This is a genomic window from Lysobacter sp. Soil_C_15, from assembly GCF_057657315.1.
On sequence record NZ_JBDGIR010000013.1, the window covers coordinates 19,308 to 35,330 of the forward strand.

Below are 16,023 nucleotides of genomic sequence, written 5' to 3' on the forward strand. Positions count from 1 at the left end.
GGAAACGGCCGCGGGTCACGGCGGGGACGGGAAGTAGCGCATTGGAGCGAGAAAACAGCGGAGAGGAGTGAGGAACGAGTAGAAGCGCAGGCCGCTCTCGCTCACTCCTCACTCCTCTCCACTCGTTCCTGGCTTCAAATCACCCGATCCAGATGCCGCCGCACCTGCCGCATGGCCTCGTCGAAGGCGGTGCGCTCGGCGCCGACCACCAGCCGGCCGGACGCGGCCAGGACCGCCAGTTCCTCGGCCGAAGCGACCAGGGCGCGCACGCCGCGGCGGTTGACCAGCAGCAGGCGCGAGGTCAGCGGGCTGACCCAGGCGACCTTGACCGCGATGGTCTCGCCCTGGGTGTTGGTCAGGCGCAGCCAGTCGCCGGGTTCCAGCTCGCGCATGCGCTGGGCCAGCAAGGGATCGTGCGCGGTCTGGTCCATGCCGGCGGCCAGGTACAGCTTGCGCTCCTCGGCCACGTCCTCTTCGACCTCGGCCGCGCTCGGCTGCGGATGCTGCCGGCGGGTGTGGTCGGGGGTGGCCAGGGCGCGGACCAGCTCGGCCATCGCCTGCTGGGCGGCGTTGTCGTCCAAGCCCGAACTGGCCAGGCACTGCACGATCACCGGCTGCAGCGCCAGCAACTGGTCGGCCAACTCGCGGCCGCGGTTCTCCGCGGCCAGGCGGTCGGCCATGACCAACGCATCGCCCAGCGCCAGCGCCTGGGCGCGGCGCTTGGGATCTTCGTTCTCGCGCAGCAGCACCTGGACCACGTGATGGCGCCAGGGCGTGGCCAGGAACTCGGCCACCGCCGGGGTCAGCTCGGAGTCGCCGACCCGCTCGCGCACCGCGTGGTCGGCCTGGTTGCGTGCGGCGTTGAGGCGCTCGCGGCCGTAGGTGGCCTTGGCCGCGCGCTGCTCCTGCAGCTCGATCCGGCGCCGGTGCTGGGCCAGCAGCGCGTCGAGTTCGGCGTGGGCCAGCTCGAACACCGCCAGGTCTTCGTTGTAGTCGGACACGATGCGCTGCGAGATCGACGAGGCGCGCTCGAGCAGATCGCGGTCCTGCTGGGTCTCGCCGTCGTTGCCTTCGCAGGCCTCGGTGATGGCGTCCAGCAGGCGCCGCGCCGGGTGTTCGCGCTTGACGAACACCTCGTTGTCGGTCAGCGCGACCTTGACGTAGGGCATGACCAGCCGCGCATAGACGCGGCGCGCGCGGTCCTGCAGGGCGTGGTTGCGGAACAGCGAGTCGAACAGCAGCGCGACCAGGTCGATCGCGTCGTCTTCCTCGGCGCTGAAGCAGGTCTGGTCGGGATTGAAGCCGAGCCGGCGGGCGCCGTCGTAGAGCTGGTCGCGGATGGTTTCGCCGAGTCGGCCGGACACCGCCAGGGCGCGGGCGAAGGCGTCCGGCGGTTCGGGCTGCAGCAGCGAGACCATGCCGACCACTTCGTCCACGCGCAGCTCGCGGCGCGGCGCCATCGAGCGCTGCGGCATGTGCGCTTGCGGCAAGGCGCCGGTGTTGAGCATGCCCTCGCGCCAGGCGTGCAGCTGCGAGCGCAGCTGGGCCAGTTCGTTGGCCATCGCGGCGACTTCGGCCTGCGACACCGGCGCCTGCGCGCCGTAGTGGCCGCCGTAGCCGGCGGGGCCGCCGTGGCTGTCGCTGTAGCCGCCCATCGCGGCGCTGTAATCGGGCAGGGGCGCGGGGGGCTCGCGGTGCGGCACGGTGTCGAATACCTCATCGAGCGTGTTGCGCTCGCGGGCGCGATCGTCGGCCGCGCGCACCGGCGCGCTGGGCGCGGGGGCGCCGAAACCGACGCCGTAACCGGCGGTCGCAAGCAGATTATTGACCCGGCCATAGAGATCGCCGAGCAATCGCGCCAGTTCCTGTTCGTACTGGCGGAACAGGCGCAGGCGCAGGCTTTCGGTCACCGTGGCTTCGTTGTAGACCGCGGTGAAGGCGCGCACCAGGCGGTACGGGCCGAGCGGGTTGATCCCGATCGGCGTGCCCATCGCCTGCGACAGCATCTTGAGCCGGCCCTGGATCATCTCCAGCGGGCGCAGATAACGGTGATCCAGCGCCTCGGTCAGGCGCTCGCCGTCCAGGTCGAAGGCCAGTTGCTGATCGCCGACCAGTTGCAGCGGCGTGCCGCCGAGACCGCCGACCGCGGCGCCCGGGGCGCGGAACGCGTCGAAACCGAGCGCGACCTGCTGCCGAAACGCCATCACATGACTGGCCTGCTGCTGGCGCAGGACCCACAATGCAGCCTGATCTTCGAACTGGTGATTGCGTCCGTCGCCCTTCAGCGACTCGGCCTTGAGGGCTTCCTCGATCGGCAGGTACAGGCTGCCCGGCAGCCCCCCGAGTTGCTCGAGCGTCTGTCGTTTGATTTCTTCGAGCACGCGCACGGGATCGGTGCGCGTTGCCTGAGCGACGCCGTGCAAGTGGCCGGACACTTACGAGTTCCCCTGATGAGCTGGACGCTGCTGCGTCGATTTCCGACTGCAGAGGCAGGATAGTGCCAATATGCGTCCATTAATGTGTTGTCGTTCATTTTTGTGACCGGAGTCCCCTTGTCTCTTATGTCCCCCACCGCGCCCGACCTGCTCCACGCCCTCGATTTACGCCGCTCGGTGCCGGCCAAGCAACTGACCGAACCCGGTCCGGACGAATCGACGCTGCAGCGTATGTTGCGGTCGGCGGTGCGCGTGCCCGACCACGGCAAGCGCGTGCCGTTCCGGTTCCTGCTGCTGCAGGGCCAGGCCCGACACGAACTCGGCGAACGCGTCGCCCGGCGCGGCCAGGAACGCTTCCCCGACGCCGGCCCCGCCGCGATCGAAAAGGACCGCAGCCGCTTCTCGCATGCGCCGCTGGTGGTCGCGGTGATCGCCAAGCTCGGCCCGGACGAGAAGATCCCCGAGTTCGAACGCACCCTCACCGCCGGCTGCGTCTGCTTCGCCCTGCTCCAGGCCGCGCAGGCCTTCGGCTACGGCGCCGTCTGGCTGACCGGCTGGCCGGCCTACGACGAACAGGTCGCGCAATGGCTGGAACTGGAGGCCGACGAACGCATCGCCGGCTTCATCCACATCGGCACCGCGCGCCTGGACGCGCCGGAGCGCGAGCGTCCGGATCCGTCCGAACTGACCCGGACCTGGTCGCCGCGCTGAGCGGCGCGTGTTGGAATGAAGCGATGAACGCAACGCCGCGCCCCCCGCTCTACCTGGTCGACGCCAGCCTGTACGTGTTCCGCGCCTGGCATTCGATCCCCGACGAATTCCAGGACGCCGAAGGCTGGCCGACCAACGCCGTGCACGGCTTCGCCCGCTTCCTGCTCGAGCTGATCGAGCGCGAGCGGCCGCGCCACATCGCCATCGCCTTCGACGAGGCGCTGGACTCGTGCTTCCGCAATCGCCTGTACCCGGCCTACAAGGCCAACCGCGACCCGGCTCCGGACGCGCTCAAGCGCCAGTTCGGCCATTGCAAGGCGCTGTGCGCCGCGCTCGGCCTGGCGGTGCTGGCCGATGTCGAGTACGAGGCCGACGACCTGATCGGCAGCGCGCTGATCACGATGCGCGGCCAGGGCTACCGCGGGGTGATCGTGTCCGCAGACAAGGACCTGTCGCAGTTGCTCGACGTCCACGACGAGCAGTGGGACTTCGCCCGCGGCCAGCGCTGGGGCGCCGACGGCGTGCCGGCGCGGCACGGCGTGCTGGCGAGCCAGATCGCCGACTACCTGGCCCTGACCGGCGATGCGGTCGACAACATCCCCGGCGTGCCCGGGATCGGCGCCAAGACCGCGGCCGCCCTGCTCGGCCACTTCGGCAGCCTCGACGCGCTGCTGGCGCGGGTCGAGGAAGTGCCGTTCCTGCGCCTGCGCGGCGCCGCCAGCGCCGCGGCCAAGCTGCGCGCGCACCGCGAGCAGGCGCTGCTGTGCCGGCGGCTGACCACGATCGCGATCGACGCCCCGCTCGGCGGCGACCGCGGTCACTTCCTGCGCGATCCGGCCGACCCGGCCGGCCTGCTGGAACTGTGCGACCGCCTGCGTTTCGGACCGATGACCCGGCGCCGTTTGCACGAAGCGGTCGGACTCGACTTCGCGACGTCACAGGTTCCGTCATAACATCGTCTTTCCGCACGTATATGGCGACGCAATGACGCGAGGACCGCAATGACCCCAGCCGACCAAGGACGCGACCACCCCGAGCAGGCCCATGCCGGCGCCGGCGACGGCGCCGAAACGCTGTACCAGGGCCAGTGGCTGCGGATGATGCGGCGCGGCCATTGGGAATACGCCGAGCGCACCCACGGCAAGGGCATGGCGGTGATCATCATCGCGGTGACTCCCGACGACCGGGTGCTGTTCGTCGAACAGCAACGGGTGCCGCTGGGCGCGCGCACCATCGAGATGCCGGCCGGCCTGGTCGGCGACGATCACGATCACGACACCCTGGAATCGGCGGCGCGGCGCGAACTGGTCGAGGAGACCGGCTGGGAGCCGGCCAAGGTCGAAGTGCTGCTGATCGGCCCGACCTCGGCCGGAATGAGCAGCGAGCGCATCGCCTTCGTGCGCGCCACCGGCCTGCGCCGGGTCGGCGACGGCGGCGGCGTCGACGGCGAGGACATCGTCGTCCACGAAGTCCCGCGCGACCTCGCCCCGGCCTGGCTGATGCGCAAGCAGGACGAAGGCTACGAGCTCGACCTCAAACTCTGGGCCGGGCTGTGGATGATCGAACGCAATCCCGACGGCAGCGCGGCGGGCTGAAACGGACGGTTTCGCCCCGGACACGTCGGCGTTTCCTGTAGGAGCGGCGTGAGCCGCGACAGCCGAAGCGACGCGATACCACGCTGCGGCACGAAGCGCGGCGAGACCGAACGATGGCGGTCGCGGCTTGTGACCGGAGGAAAGCCCTGTGGGACGCCGCTTCTACCGACGATAGCTTCGGCTTCGGTCGCTGGCGACAGTCCTGGATTTTCTGCGCGTCCCGTGGTCGCGGCTTACGCCGCTCCTACAGGCGATAGCTTCCGGCTTCGATCGCCGACGACAGCCCTGGATCTTCTGCGCGTCCCGTGGTCGCGGCTTGTGACCGAAGCAAATCCCTGTGGGGCGCCGCTCCTACTGGGGAGCGACGCAAGCGCGACGGGTGCGGATCAGGCGAAGCGGTCGGTCGCGCGCACCAGCGCGTCGACGTTCTCGGCCTCGAACGCCGAATGCCCCGACGCCGGAGTGATCGTCAGCTCGGCCTTCGGCCAGGCCTGCTTGAGTTCCCAGGCGTTCTGCACCGGGCAGACCACGTCGTAGCGGCCGTGCACGATCACGCCCGGGATCTCGGCGATCTTGTGCGCGTCGCGCAGCAACTGATCCTCGACCTCGAAGAAGCCGCCGTTGACGAAGTAGTGGTTCTCGATCCGCGCGAACGCCAGGGCGAACTGCGCGTCCTCGTGGCCGCTGACGAAATCCTGGTCGACGTGCAGGAAGCTGGTCGCGCCTTCCCACACGCTCCAGGCGCGCGCGGCGTCGAGCCGAGTCTGCTCGTTGTCGCTGGTCAGGCGGCGATGGAAGGCGCTGATCAGGTCGTGGCGCTCGACCGGCGGAATCGCCTTGAGGTAATGCTCCCACGCATCCGGGAACAGGCGCGAGGCGCCCTCCTGGTAGAACCACTCCAGCTCCCAGCGGCGCAGCATGAAAATGCCGCGCAGGACCAGTTCGGTCGCCCGCTGCGGGTGGGCCTGCGCATAGGCCAGGGCCAGGGTCGAACCCCAGGAACCGCCGAACACCTGCCAACGTTCGATGCCCAGGTGCGCGCGCAGTTTTTCGATGTCGGCGACCAAGTCCCAGGTGCTGTTGTCGACCAGGTCGGCATGCGGCGTCGAGCGGCCGCTGCCGCGCTGGTCGAACAGCACGATGCGGTACTTGGCCGGGTCGTGGAAGCGGCGCATCTTCGGGCTGCAGCCCGCGCCGGGACCGCCGTGCAGCAGCACCACCGGCTTGCCGTCGGGATTGCCGCACTGCTCGTAGTACAGCGTGTGGCGGTCGTCGACCGGCAGGGTGCCGGTGTCGAAGGGTTCGATCTCGGGGTAGAGCGTGCGCATCGCAGGCCTCGCAGTCGTGAGGCCGACCAGTTTACCGGCGCGAGCCCGCCGCGTCGGCAACGCCGGCGTATGGCGCCGCCGGCGAATGCGGCGCCCAACCGCCGGCTCAGTCGCCCGCCGCCGGCATCCGCGCCAGGCTGACCCGATCGCGCCCTTCCAGATCGCGCTCGGTCATCGCATCGGCCAGGCCCGCGGCGGTCAGCAACGCGCGCACCGCCGGCCCCTGGTTCCAGCCGTGCTCGAGCAGCAGCCAACCGCCCGCTCGCAGATGCGCCGGCGCGGCGGCGGCGATGACGCGGATCGCATCCAGGCCGTCGGCGCCCGAGGCCAGCGCGCTGGCCGGCTCAAAGCGCAGGTCGCCCTGCTGCAGGTGCGGGTCGTCGGCCTCGATATAAGGCGGATTGCTGGCGATCAGGTCGAAGCGCTCGCCGGCCAGCGGCGCGAACCAGTCGCCCTCGCGGAACGCGACATTGCCCAGCCCCAGCGCGCGCGCGTTGGCCGCGGCGACCGCCAGCGCCGCAGCGCTGGCGTCGCTGGCGATCACCCGCGCCTGCGGCCGCTCGTAGGCCAGGGCCAGGGCGATCGCGCCGCTGCCGGTGCCCAGGTCGGCCACGCGGGCCGCCTGCCCGTCCGGCAACCGCGCCAGCGCCAGTTCGACCAGCAACTCGGTTTCCGGACGCGGAATCAGAGTCGCCGCGCTGACCTGCAGATCGAAGCGCCAGAAGCCGCGCCTGCCGATCAGGTACGCCACCGGCTCGCCCGCCTCGCGCCGCGCAAGCCAGTCGGCGAAACGCTGCGCCGCCTGGTCGGAGACCACATGGTCGTCGTGCGCGAACAGCCAGCCCCGGTTGCGGCCCAGCGCCTGGGCCAGCAGCAGCTCGGCCTCGGCCGGCTCGATGCGCGCGCGCGCCGCACGCAGCAGCGCGTCGACGCGGCGCGCGCCGGGGGCCGGCGGATGCGCCGCGGAACCGGTGTCGTCGGAAGAAGTCATCGGCGCATTGTAAGGGCCGCGCACGGCGCGACGCGCCGAAGCAACGCAGTTCCGTCCCTTCCCCCTACTGCGCGGCATCGCGCCTGCGCGCCCGCCGCCGAGCGCAGCGGCGGCTTTGCGCGCATCCGTGTTGCGACGCAACGCAGGCCGGCCGCGATCCGTGCGCGCGGTCGCCTTCGCCGGCCGATGTGCGTTTTCGCTCAGCGTGTTGATTGCTCGGGGAAAACTCCGGCGCACCCGGGTTTTTAAACGATTTGACCGGGTTTAAATCGATCCAAACGTTGACACCGCGAAATCGCCGCTCGCAATGTCGGCCGCGTCGCCGCCGTGGCGACAAGCAGCGCGAGCCTGCGCCGTCGTGCGCGCGATCGCGGCCTGCCCCGCCGCCGACCATCCATCCGGGGACCGCCCATGACTCAGCCGACCCAACGCTCGACTTCCGCCTTGCGCCGTTTCGTTCCGCGCCTGGCCGCCCTGGCCCTCGCCGTCGCCGCGCCGGGCGCGTTCGCCGCCGAGTCGGCGATCTTCGGCGGCGGCCCGTTCTATTCCGGCGGCCAGACCGTGATCAACGACCTCAAGGCTTCCGGCTTCACCACGGTGTTCCTGTGGAGCATCCACATCGAGGACAACGGCGACCTGGTCTACAACGACATTCCGATCGTCAAGAACGGCGCCTACACCGGCGCCGACGCGGACTGGCCGGCGCGACTGGCCTCGCTGAAGACCGCGCCGACCTCGGTCAAGCGGGTCGAGGTGTCGATCGGCGCCTGGGGCGTGCCGGATTTCGAACGCATGGCCAAGCTGGCCAACGGCACCGCCGTCGGCTGCGGCACCACCATCGTCTGCGGCACCGGCAGCGGCAGCATCCTCTACCGCAATTTCCAGGCGCTGAAGACCGCGACCGGCGCCGATGCGGTCAACTTCGACGACGAGAGCCACTACAACGTCGCCGACACCACCGCCTTCGGCCAGATGCTGGTCGGGCTGGGCTACAAGATCACCTTCGCGCCGTACACCAACCAGAGCTTCTGGAAAGGAGTCAAGGACAACCTGGGCAGCTCGGTCGACCGGATCTACCTGCAGGTCTACGACGGCGGCGCCGGTAACGACCCGGCCAACTGGAACGCCGCGATGGGCATGACCGTGATGCCCGGCCTGTGGACCAAGCACGGCACCGGCTGCACCGCCGGCGACAGTCCCACGCAAGTGCAGACCCGCATGTCCGGCTGGAAGACCAGCGCCGGGATCGGCGGCGGCTTCCTGTGGCTGTACGACGACATCCAGAAATGCTGGTCGCAGGGCACCAGCGCGCAGTACGCGGCGGCGATCAACAACGCGCTCAGCGGCAATACCGCACCGGTGGCCAACTTCGGCGTCAGCGTCAACGGCCTGACCGCCAGTTTCAGCGACGCCTCCAGCGACGCCGACGGCAGCATCGCCGCGCGCAGTTGGACCTTCGGCGACGGCGGCACCTCGACCGCGACCAACCCCAGCCGCACCTACGCCAGCGCCGGCAACTACACCGTCAGCCTGACCGTGACCGACAACGGCGGCGCGACCCACACCAAGAGCCAGACCGTCTCGGTCGGCGCCGGCAACGTCAACCTCGCGCTCAACAAGCCGGCCACCGGCTCGACCGCGTGCAACAGCAACGAAGGCCCGGCCAAGGCGGTCAACGGCAGCGTTTCCGGCGGCAACACCGACAAGTTCTGCTCGCTGGCCTCGCCGGCCTGGCTGCAGGTCGACCTGGGTTCGGCGCAGACGGTCAGCAGCTTCGTGGTCAAGCACGCCGGCGCCGGCGGCGAGTCGACCAGTTGGAACAGCAAGGCCTTCACCATCCAGACCTCCAGCAACGGCAGCACCTGGAGCACGCCGGTGTCGGTGAGCGCCAATACCGCCAGTTCCAGCACCCACTCGATCGGCGCCATCTCGGCGCGCTACATCAAGCTCAACGTCGCCACCCCGACCCAGAACGGCGATCCGGCGACCCGGATCTACGAGTTCGAGGTGCGTTGAGGGGACGGCGCCGGCGGATCGGGGGAGATCCGCCGGCGCCGAGATCGGCATCGTCCGCCGGACGGTCGAGGCGCGCGGTTGCAGGCGGTTGCGGCGCAAACGCGCGAGGACGCGGTCGCGGCTCGTGACCGAAGGAAATCCTTGTGGAGCGCCGCTCCTACCGTGGGGATTGCGGTCGTTGTTGTTGCCGTTGCTATGCGTCGCCGGACACTCGCGAGGGCTAACGAAGACCCGGAGGGCGGCGCGCAGGGATGCGCGCCGTTTTTCATCGGGACAGGGACGTCCCGTATGAAAAATCCCTGCGTCGGCATCGAACGCGCGGGCCTTTGATTCGAAGAAAAGCACTTTTCTTTGGTTACCTTTCTTTTGTTGCTTATGACAAAAGAAAGTAACCCGCCGCTTCAGCGGCGGAAGCTTTACGCGTTTGATCTTGCTTGAGCGAGACGGCGAAAGATCGTCGCAACGCGGTCGCGGCTTGCGGCGCTCCTAGAGAGGAAGGATTCACGCTGTTTCATCGTTGAAGCAAGAGCTGAAGCTTCCGTCCGCTGGCGCGGCCGGGTTACTTTCTTTTGCTAAGCCCAAAAGAAAGCTAACCAAAGAAAAGGGCTTTCCTTGACGAAGCTCCCCTGCGAGTTCGAAGCGCGCGCCGGGATTTTCCGATAAGACATCCCTGTCTTATCGGAAAACGCCGCACGTCCTGTGCGGCGCCCTCCGGGTCTCCACCGGTCTCGCGAGCTACAGGCTGCGCCAGGCAAGGGCCAAGGCGAAAGTGATGAGATGCTGGCGAGATCGGTCTGCGTGTCGTTCGGCCTCAAAAAAAAATCGCCGGCTTTCGCCGGCGATTCCAGGGAGGCGCCATGCTGCCGGATCAGACGATCACATCTGCTCCAGCGTCACCGCCACCGCGTGCACCACCGCGCCGATTTTCAGCGCGCTCTGCACGCCCTGGGCGTTGATCTCGTGCTTGCGGATCACCTTCTCGTGCGAGTCCATGCAGGCACCACAGCCGTTGATCGCCGACACCGCCAGCGAGGCGAGCTCGAACGACATCTTGTCGATGCCCGGATTGGCCATCACGTTCATGCGCAGGCCGGCGCGCAGCTGGCCGTACTCTTCGTTCTGGATCAGGTGGGTGGCGCGGTAGTAGATGTTGTTCATCGCCATCACCGCGGCCGCGGCCTTGGCGCCGGCGATCTCTTCCGGCGACAGCTTTTCGGCGGCGAAGGCTTCGACCGCCGCGGCCAGCGGCTTGTAGCGCGAGGCGATCGCCGAGGCCAGCGCGATGGCGCGGATCTGCTTGCCGTCCAAGCCCGGCGAACCGGCGTCGCTGAGCACGCTGTCGAGGTTGAGCTTGAGGTCCTTGGCGTAATCGGGAAGCGAATTGCGAAGATCGGAAAGGCTCATCGGGAACTCCTGAATGCTGCGGAAGGCGCCGGTCCGAAGGCCGCGCAGGCGTCGCCGCCTGGCGGGCGTGCGCGGGGCGCAGGGCTGGCTCGGAAACGACGGAAAGGAACGCTGCTGCGATTAGAGGCAGCCGGGGCGAACCCCGGCTGCAGGCATCCCGCACGGGAGGGAGGGAGGCCGGCCGAGCCGGCCCGCATGCGGGAATGGCCGAAGAAGACTGCGCTGCCGGCGGGGCCGCCAGCGCAGGGAGAACCAAGGGGGCGCCGGGTCACGGAATCCGGCGCCGCGGGAGATCGCTCTCCGGTCGGATCGCGACGGGCCGTCCGTTCGGGGGACGACCCGGCACGGATCAGGCGACCTTGAGGGTGTTCTCGCCCTGGTTCCAGTTGCACGGGCACAGCTCGTCGGTCTGCAGCGCGTCGAGCACGCGCAGCACTTCCTGCGGGTTGCGGCCGACCGAGCCGTCGGTGACGTAGACGAAGCGGATGATGCCTTCCGGATCGACCAGGAAGGTGGCGCGCTGGGCGACGCCGTCGTCGGTCAGGATGCCGAGCGCCGAGGTCAGGTCCTTCTTGATGTCGGCCAGCATCGGGAACGGCAGGTCGCGCAGGTCCTTGTGGTCCTTGCGCCAGGCCAGGTGGACGAACTCGCTGTCGGTCGACGCGGCCAGGACCTGGCAGTCGCGGTCGGCGAACTGCTGGTTCAGATCGCCGAAGCCCTTGATCTCGGTCGGGCAGACGAAGGTGAAGTCCTTCGGGTAGAAGAACACCAGCAGCCACTTGCCCTTGTAGGTGTCGTTGTCGATGTCGGCGAAGGCGCTATCGAGGTTCTCGATACCGACGGTGGCCTTGACCTTGAATTTCGGGAACTTTTCGCCGATCGAAAGCATGCTCGTGACTCCTGAGTCAGGGGATGGGTTGGGATGAGGGGGTGACGCCGAGGGGCACAACCTATGCCGGCTATGTTGCATGCCAGCATTTGATTACTGAAATGAATTGTTCCTATTATGCCGATAGCCATCCTCAATGGACAGCCGTCGATGAATCTACGTGACCTCAAATATCTGGTCGCCCTGGCCGATCACAAGCACTTCGGCCGGGCGGCCGCGGCCAGCTTCGTGAGCCAACCCACGCTTTCCACCCAGATCAAGAAGCTCGAGGACGAGTTGGGCGTGTCCCTGGTCGAGCGCGCGCCGCGCCGGGTCATGCTGACCCCGGTCGGGCGCGACATCGCCGAGCGCGCGCGCAAGGTGATCGCCGACGTCGAGCAGATGGGCGAGATCGCCCGCCGCAGCCAGGACCCGGAGGCCGGCACGGTGCGCCTGGGCCTGTTCCCGACCCTGGGCCCGTACCTGCTCCCGCACGTGGTGCCGGGGCTGCGCAAGCGCTTCCCGCGCCTGGAACTGCTGCTGGTCGAGGAGAAGACCGACCAGATCCTGGCCCGGCTGCGCGACGGCCGCCTCGACGCCGGCCTGCTGGCGCTGCCGATCCACGACGACCAGTTGCACGTCGAGCCGTTGTTCGACGAGCCCTTCCTGCTGGCGGTGCCGCAGCAGCATCCGATGGCGGCGCGCGACAGCCTGGAACTGCACGACCTGGACGACCAGCACCTGCTGCTGCTCGAGGAAGGCCACTGCCTGCGCGATCAGGCCCTGGACGTGTGCCGCCTGGCCGGCGCCGACGAGCGCGACGGCTTCCGCGCCACCAGCCTGGAGACGCTGCGGCAGATGGTCGCCGCCGGGGTCGGCATCACCCTGCTGCCGATGCTGGCGGTGCAGCCGCCGGTGCCGCCCTCGCCCGACGTGCATCTGCTGCGCTTCGACGGCGAGCCGCCGCACCGGCAGATCGGCATGCTGTGGCGGCGCAGTTCGGCGATGTCCGAGTTCCTGATGCAACTGGCCGACGAACTGCGCAAGCTGCCGCCCTCTCTGCTGCAACCGCCGCGCAGCCCCGGCGGACGCAAGCCGGTGCGCGAGGCGCGATGAGCCTGCGCGGCTGGATGGCGCTGGCGCTTTCGCTGAGCGCGGTCGGCTGGTGGTATTCGCCGCTGTCGCCGCGCGCCCTGCACTATCCGGCGCCGGCGGCGGGTGCGAGCGTGCGCTGCCCGATGCCGCCGCGAGTGGCCGATTACGCCCAGCCGCTGCAGACGCCGGTGCCGGCCGGCCTGCAGCCGTTCCGGCTCGAACCCGGCACGCTGACCCCGCTGGCCGGCTTCAGCATCGAAGGCCGGGTGCTGTCGCGGCGCGATTACCGCAACGGCCTCACCGCCGAGTTTTCGCCCACCGACCTGGGCCTGGGCTGGGGACGCATGCGCGAGGACGCGGTGCTGTCGAAATTGCGCTTCAGCCAGGAAGCGCGGTTCCTGACCTACCGTTTCGAAGGCCAGCCGCCGATTCCGCTGCAGGAGATGCAGCGCTCCAGCGCCAACCTGCACATCATCCCGGCCGATGCCGAAGTCGCGCGCGCGCTCAAGCGCACGCGCGCGGACCAGCGCGTGCGCGTGCACGGCTGGCTGGTGCAGGCCGACGCCCCGGGCGAATGGCGATGGCGCAGTTCGCTGACCCGCACCGACACCGGCGACGGCGCCTGCGAACTGGTCTACGCCTGCGCGATCGAACCGCTGTGAGCGCTGCGACTCCCGGCTAGCGCGAGGCCGCCGGGAGAGCCCCGCATCGCCGTCGCGCCGGCCGATCGGGCGGCGGCTCAGCCCAGGCCGATCGGGCAGCTCACGCCGGTGCCGCCGAGGCCGCAGTACCCCATCGGGTTCTTGGCCAGGTACTGCTGGTGATCGTCTTCGGCGTAGTAGAACTCCGGCGCCGGCGGCGCGGGAATGTCGGTGGTGATCTGGCCGTAGCCGGCGGCGCTCAGCCCGGCCTGGAACGCGTCGCGGCTGGCGAGCGCGGCGCGGTGCTGGGCTTCGTCCTCGCAATAGACGACCGAGCGGTACTGGGTGCCGGCGTCGTTGCCCTGGCGCATGCCCTGGGTCGGGTCGTGGTTTTCCCAGAACGTCTTGAGCAAGTCTTCGAACGCGATCCGGGCCGGGTCGTACACCACCAGCACGGTCTCGGCGTGGCCGGTCTGGCCGCTGCAGACTTCGCGGTAGGTCGGGTTGGGCGTGTAGCCGCCGGAATAGCCGACCGCGGTGGCGACCACTCCCGGCAGCGACCAGAACTTGCGCTCGGCGCCCCAGAAGCAGCCCATGCCGAACTGGACCCGGGCCAGGCCGACGAATTCGTCGCGCAGCTTGGCGCCGCTGACGTAGTGGACGTTATGCAGCGGCAGCGGCTCGTCGCGCCCCGGCAACGCGTCCTCGCGCTGCGGCAGGCGCTGCTTGAACGCACCGATCCCGGGAATGGACGTGCCGGCCATGGGTTGTCTCCGTCTGCGGTTGCGGCGTTCGTTCGCCGTGCGAGTGAGATGCGGGCCGGCGGGCGGGATTCAAGGAGCAGGAACGGGTGGGGAGAAAAGAGGAGCGAGGAGTGAGAGCAAACCGTCGCTTTCACTCGCTACTCGCTGCTCTCGACTCGTTCCTTGCTTTCAGTAGTGCAACAAGGCGTGCACCGGCGCCGGGCCCGGCCAGCGCCGGCGGCCGCCGAGGGCGTCGAGTTCGATCAGCACGCTGGCGCCGACCAGCGCCGCATCCAAGCGCTCGACCAGCTCGCGCGCCGCGGCCAGGGTGCCGCCGGTGGCGAGCACGTCGTCGACGATCAGGGTGCGTTCGCCCGGCTTGAGCGCGTCGCTGCGCGCCTGCAGGGCGTCGCGGCCGTATTCCAGCTCGTACTCCACCGCCACCAGCGGCGGCGGCAGCTTGCCCGGCTTGCGCAGCGGCACGAAGCCGGCGTGCAGCTTCTGCGCCAGCGCGGCGCCGAAGATGAAGCCGCGCGATTCGATCCCGCACACCGCCTGCACCCCGCTGCCCTGCCAGGGTTCGGCCAGCGCGTCGATGCAGCGGGCGAAGCCGCCGGCGTCGGCCAGCAGCGGGGTCACGTCGCGAAAGGTCACGCCGGGCTTGGGGAAGTCGGCGACGCTGCGGATCAGGGAGGAAATCGAAGCCAGGGAATCGCTCATGGTTGCACCGTAAGAAAGTCGAGGCGCTCAGGCCGGGTCGCGGCGGGACGAGAACAGCGGCTGATCGCCGCGCGCCAGGCCGAGGAAGATGCCGGCCAGGGACAGGGCCAGGCCGACCAGTTCGATCGCGCCGAGCCGCTTGCCGAACAGCAGCACGTCCCAGACGTAGGCCAGCAGCGGCTGCAGCAGCAGGCACAGGCCGACGATGCCGGCCGGCAGCAACGGCATCGCCCGGCCGATCACCAGCCAGCCCAGCACCTGGGCGATCGCGGCGTAGGCGAACAGGATCAGCCAGTCGTGCGCGCCGCTCGGCCACAGGTTCTCGCCGCCGAACGGCACCGGCGCCAGCAGCATGATCGCGCAGCCCAGGCACAGCCACCATTGCAGGGCCTCGTTCGGGGTGCGCCCGCGGCGCGCCTGGGCGGCGCGGAAGGCGAGCAGGAAGCCGCCGTAAGCCAGCGCCGCGCCGAGGCCGTAGACCACGCCGAGGCGGAAACGCGTGTCCATCCCGCCCCAGCCCGGCGCCAGCAACAGGCCCAGGCCGAGCAGGCCCATGACCAGGCCGGTCCACAGCCGCCAACTGGTGTGTTCGCCCAGCCACAGCGCGCCGACGCCGGCGAGCACGAATACCTGGAAGTTCGCCAGCAGGGTCGACAGGCCGACGCCGACGTAGAGGATGCTGCGATGCCACAGCCAAAGATCCAGAGCCAGGAAGGCCGCGCCGAGCATGACCAGACCCAGCGTGCGCGCGTCCGGGCGCCAGTCGCGCAGGCGCCCGCGTTGCCACGGCCGCCCGACCACCGCGAACAGGATCAGCGCCGCCAGCGCCATGCGCCAGAACGCCGACGCGGCCGGCCCGATCTGCACCCAGCGCACGAACACCGCCGAGCTGCTGATCACCGAGGCGCCGAACAGCATCTGCAGCAACGGGGTGCGCAGCGAATCGATCGAAGAGACGGCCGGCGCGCTCATGCGCTGCGCCCGCGGCGGGTCGAGAGACGGTGAGACATGGCAGGCAACTCCGTTCGGGTCGGATCGTCGCGCACCGGCTGCGGCGAACGCGGCGGGTGCGGGACGCGGCGCCCGGCGGGGCCGCGGCGCGCGATCGATAGGGCGATGGGACGGCCGGCCCGCGCAGTCGCAGCGGCGGCCGATGAGCGTTGTTGCGGGCGGCGGTGCTGCGGCCGATCAGGCCGGCAGCCAGCCCGGCGGCGTCGGCTCCGGTTCCGGCCGTTCCGGCGGCGGTTCGCCGAAGGACAAGCGCTCGACCACCTCGCGCGCCTGCGGCCAGGCCGCTTCCGGCACGCAAACCTGAACCGCGCCGAACGGCGGCAGCTCGCCGACCCCGCCGAGCAGGGCCTCGCCCTTCAGGAACACCGGGATCCCGGCGGCCTCCAGGGCATGGCGGACCAGATGGGCATCGATCAGGTGGGCGGCTTCGTAGACGACTTGCATCGTCGGCGTCCTTCGGCGCGT

15 protein-coding genes are annotated in these 16,023 nt (G+C 69.6%); 6 read left to right on the forward strand and 9 right to left on the reverse strand.

Features of this window, described 5'->3' with window-relative positions; all coding sequences use genetic code 11:
• Window positions 1-134: 134 nt before the first annotated feature.
• Window positions 135-2,381 (reverse strand): DUF1631 family protein, encoded by a 2,247-nt coding sequence (locus tag AC3A57_RS21480; protein WP_487580760.1) that lies wholly within the window; start codon window positions 2,379-2,381, stop codon window positions 135-137.
• 180 nt (window positions 2,382-2,561) lie between these two features.
• On the opposite strand from AC3A57_RS21480, the gene AC3A57_RS21485 reads away from it, so the two are divergent.
• The 3 genes from AC3A57_RS21485 (at window position 2,562) to AC3A57_RS21495 (ending at window position 4,741) form a co-directional block, all read left to right on the forward strand.
• Window positions 2,562-3,146: a nitroreductase family protein gene (locus AC3A57_RS21485; RefSeq protein ID WP_487580761.1), complete on the forward strand. Its 585-nt coding sequence runs from the start codon at window positions 2,562-2,564 to the stop codon at window positions 3,144-3,146.
• A gap of 23 nt (window positions 3,147-3,169) precedes the next feature.
• On the forward strand, window positions 3,170-4,099 hold the full coding sequence (locus AC3A57_RS21490) for a 5'-3' exonuclease (protein ID WP_487580762.1): 930 nt from the start codon (window positions 3,170-3,172) through the stop codon (window positions 4,097-4,099).
• A 144-nt stretch (window positions 4,100-4,243) separates the two neighbouring features.
• Window positions 4,244-4,741, forward strand: coding sequence for an NUDIX hydrolase (locus tag AC3A57_RS21495; protein WP_487580808.1), 498 nt, complete (start codon window positions 4,244-4,246; stop codon window positions 4,739-4,741).
• 386 nt (window positions 4,742-5,127) lie between these two features.
• Here the strand turns inward: AC3A57_RS21495 and pip are convergent, their stop codons facing one another.
• The gene (pip, locus tag AC3A57_RS21500; RefSeq protein WP_221671541.1) at window positions 5,128-6,069 is read right to left on the reverse strand and encodes a prolyl aminopeptidase; all 942 of its coding nucleotides are present in this window, start codon (window positions 6,067-6,069) and stop codon (window positions 5,128-5,130) included.
• Between the two features lie 106 nt (window positions 6,070-6,175).
• The gene (gene prmC / locus AC3A57_RS21505) at window positions 6,176-7,060 is read right to left on the reverse strand and encodes a peptide chain release factor N(5)-glutamine methyltransferase (protein WP_487580763.1); all 885 of its coding nucleotides are present in this window, start codon (window positions 7,058-7,060) and stop codon (window positions 6,176-6,178) included.
• Window positions 7,061-7,471: 411 nt separating this feature from the next.
• Between prmC and AC3A57_RS21510 the strand changes: the two genes are divergently transcribed.
• Entirely contained in the window at window positions 7,472-9,076 is a 1,605-nt protein-coding gene (locus AC3A57_RS21510; RefSeq protein ID WP_487580764.1) for a PKD domain-containing protein, read from the forward strand.
• 876 nt (window positions 9,077-9,952) lie between these two features.
• Here the strand turns inward: AC3A57_RS21510 and ahpD are convergent.
• Window positions 9,953-10,480 carry an alkylhydroperoxidase, AhpD family gene (ahpD, locus tag AC3A57_RS21515; protein ID WP_487580765.1) on the reverse strand — a complete coding sequence of 176 codons (528 nt, stop codon included), beginning with the start codon at window positions 10,478-10,480 and terminating at the stop codon, window positions 9,953-9,955.
• A 349-nt stretch (window positions 10,481-10,829) separates the two neighbouring features.
• Window positions 10,830-11,369, reverse strand: coding sequence for a peroxiredoxin (locus AC3A57_RS21520; protein ID WP_487580766.1), 540 nt, complete (start codon window positions 11,367-11,369; stop codon window positions 10,830-10,832).
• Between the two features lie 150 nt (window positions 11,370-11,519).
• On the opposite strand from AC3A57_RS21520, the gene AC3A57_RS21525 reads away from it, so the two are divergent.
• A complete protein-coding gene (locus AC3A57_RS21525; RefSeq protein WP_487580767.1) occupies window positions 11,520-12,464 on the forward strand; it encodes a LysR substrate-binding domain-containing protein in 945 nt (314 codons plus the stop codon).
• The gene (locus AC3A57_RS21530; RefSeq protein ID WP_487580768.1) at window positions 12,461-13,105 is read left to right on the forward strand and encodes a hypothetical protein; all 645 of its coding nucleotides are present in this window, start codon (window positions 12,461-12,463) and stop codon (window positions 13,103-13,105) included. Before AC3A57_RS21525 ends, AC3A57_RS21530 begins: the two co-directional genes overlap by 4 nt.
• A 77-nt stretch (window positions 13,106-13,182) precedes the next feature.
• On the opposite strand, the gene msrA is transcribed toward AC3A57_RS21530, so the two are convergent.
• From msrA to AC3A57_RS21550, 4 genes are all read right to left on the reverse strand, one after another.
• Window positions 13,183-13,833 carry a peptide-methionine (S)-S-oxide reductase MsrA gene (gene msrA, locus AC3A57_RS21535; protein WP_487580809.1) on the reverse strand — a complete coding sequence of 217 codons (651 nt, stop codon included), beginning with the start codon at window positions 13,831-13,833 and terminating at the stop codon, window positions 13,183-13,185.
• Window positions 13,834-14,016: 183 nt separating this feature from the next.
• Window positions 14,017-14,547 carry an adenine phosphoribosyltransferase gene (locus tag AC3A57_RS21540; protein WP_487580769.1) on the reverse strand — a complete coding sequence of 177 codons (531 nt, stop codon included), beginning with the start codon at window positions 14,545-14,547 and terminating at the stop codon, window positions 14,017-14,019.
• 27 nt (window positions 14,548-14,574) lie between these two features.
• Window positions 14,575-15,519 carry a DMT family transporter gene (locus tag AC3A57_RS21545; RefSeq protein WP_487580770.1) on the reverse strand — a complete coding sequence of 315 codons (945 nt, stop codon included), beginning with the start codon at window positions 15,517-15,519 and terminating at the stop codon, window positions 14,575-14,577.
• Between the two features lie 216 nt (window positions 15,520-15,735).
• On the reverse strand, window positions 15,736-16,002 hold the full coding sequence (locus AC3A57_RS21550) for a putative signal transducing protein (protein WP_487580771.1): 267 nt from the start codon (window positions 16,000-16,002) through the stop codon (window positions 15,736-15,738).
• Window positions 16,003-16,023: the final 21 nt, after the last annotated feature.

Bases quoted from the DNA above. Each gene is read 5' to 3' on its own strand.
- AC3A57_RS21485 (WP_487580761.1), top strand. From the start codon at position 2,562: ATGTCCCCCACCGCGCCCGACCTGCTCCACGCCCTCGATTTACGCCGC.
- AC3A57_RS21490 (WP_487580762.1), top strand. From the start codon at position 3,170: ATGAACGCAACGCCGCGCCCCCCGCTCTACCTGGTCGACGCCAGCCTG.
- AC3A57_RS21495 (WP_487580808.1), top strand. From the start codon at position 4,244: ATGATGCGGCGCGGCCATTGGGAATACGCCGAGCGCACCCACGGCAAG.
- pip (WP_221671541.1), bottom strand. From the start codon at position 6,069: ATGCGCACGCTCTACCCCGAGATCGAACCCTTCGACACCGGCACCCTG.
- prmC (WP_487580763.1), bottom strand. From the start codon at position 7,060: ATGACTTCTTCCGACGACACCGGTTCCGCGGCGCATCCGCCGGCCCCC.
- AC3A57_RS21510 (WP_487580764.1), top strand. From the start codon at position 7,472: ATGACTCAGCCGACCCAACGCTCGACTTCCGCCTTGCGCCGTTTCGTT.
- ahpD (WP_487580765.1), bottom strand. From the start codon at position 10,480: ATGAGCCTTTCCGATCTTCGCAATTCGCTTCCCGATTACGCCAAGGAC.
- AC3A57_RS21520 (WP_487580766.1), bottom strand. From the start codon at position 11,369: ATGCTTTCGATCGGCGAAAAGTTCCCGAAATTCAAGGTCAAGGCCACC.
- AC3A57_RS21525 (WP_487580767.1), top strand. From the start codon at position 11,520: ATGAATCTACGTGACCTCAAATATCTGGTCGCCCTGGCCGATCACAAG.
- AC3A57_RS21530 (WP_487580768.1), top strand. From the start codon at position 12,461: ATGAGCCTGCGCGGCTGGATGGCGCTGGCGCTTTCGCTGAGCGCGGTC.
- AC3A57_RS21540 (WP_487580769.1), bottom strand. From the start codon at position 14,547: ATGAGCGATTCCCTGGCTTCGATTTCCTCCCTGATCCGCAGCGTCGCC.
- AC3A57_RS21545 (WP_487580770.1), bottom strand. From the start codon at position 15,519: ATGAGCGCGCCGGCCGTCTCTTCGATCGATTCGCTGCGCACCCCGTTG.
- AC3A57_RS21550 (WP_487580771.1), bottom strand. From the start codon at position 16,002: ATGCAAGTCGTCTACGAAGCCGCCCACCTGATCGATGCCCATCTGGTC.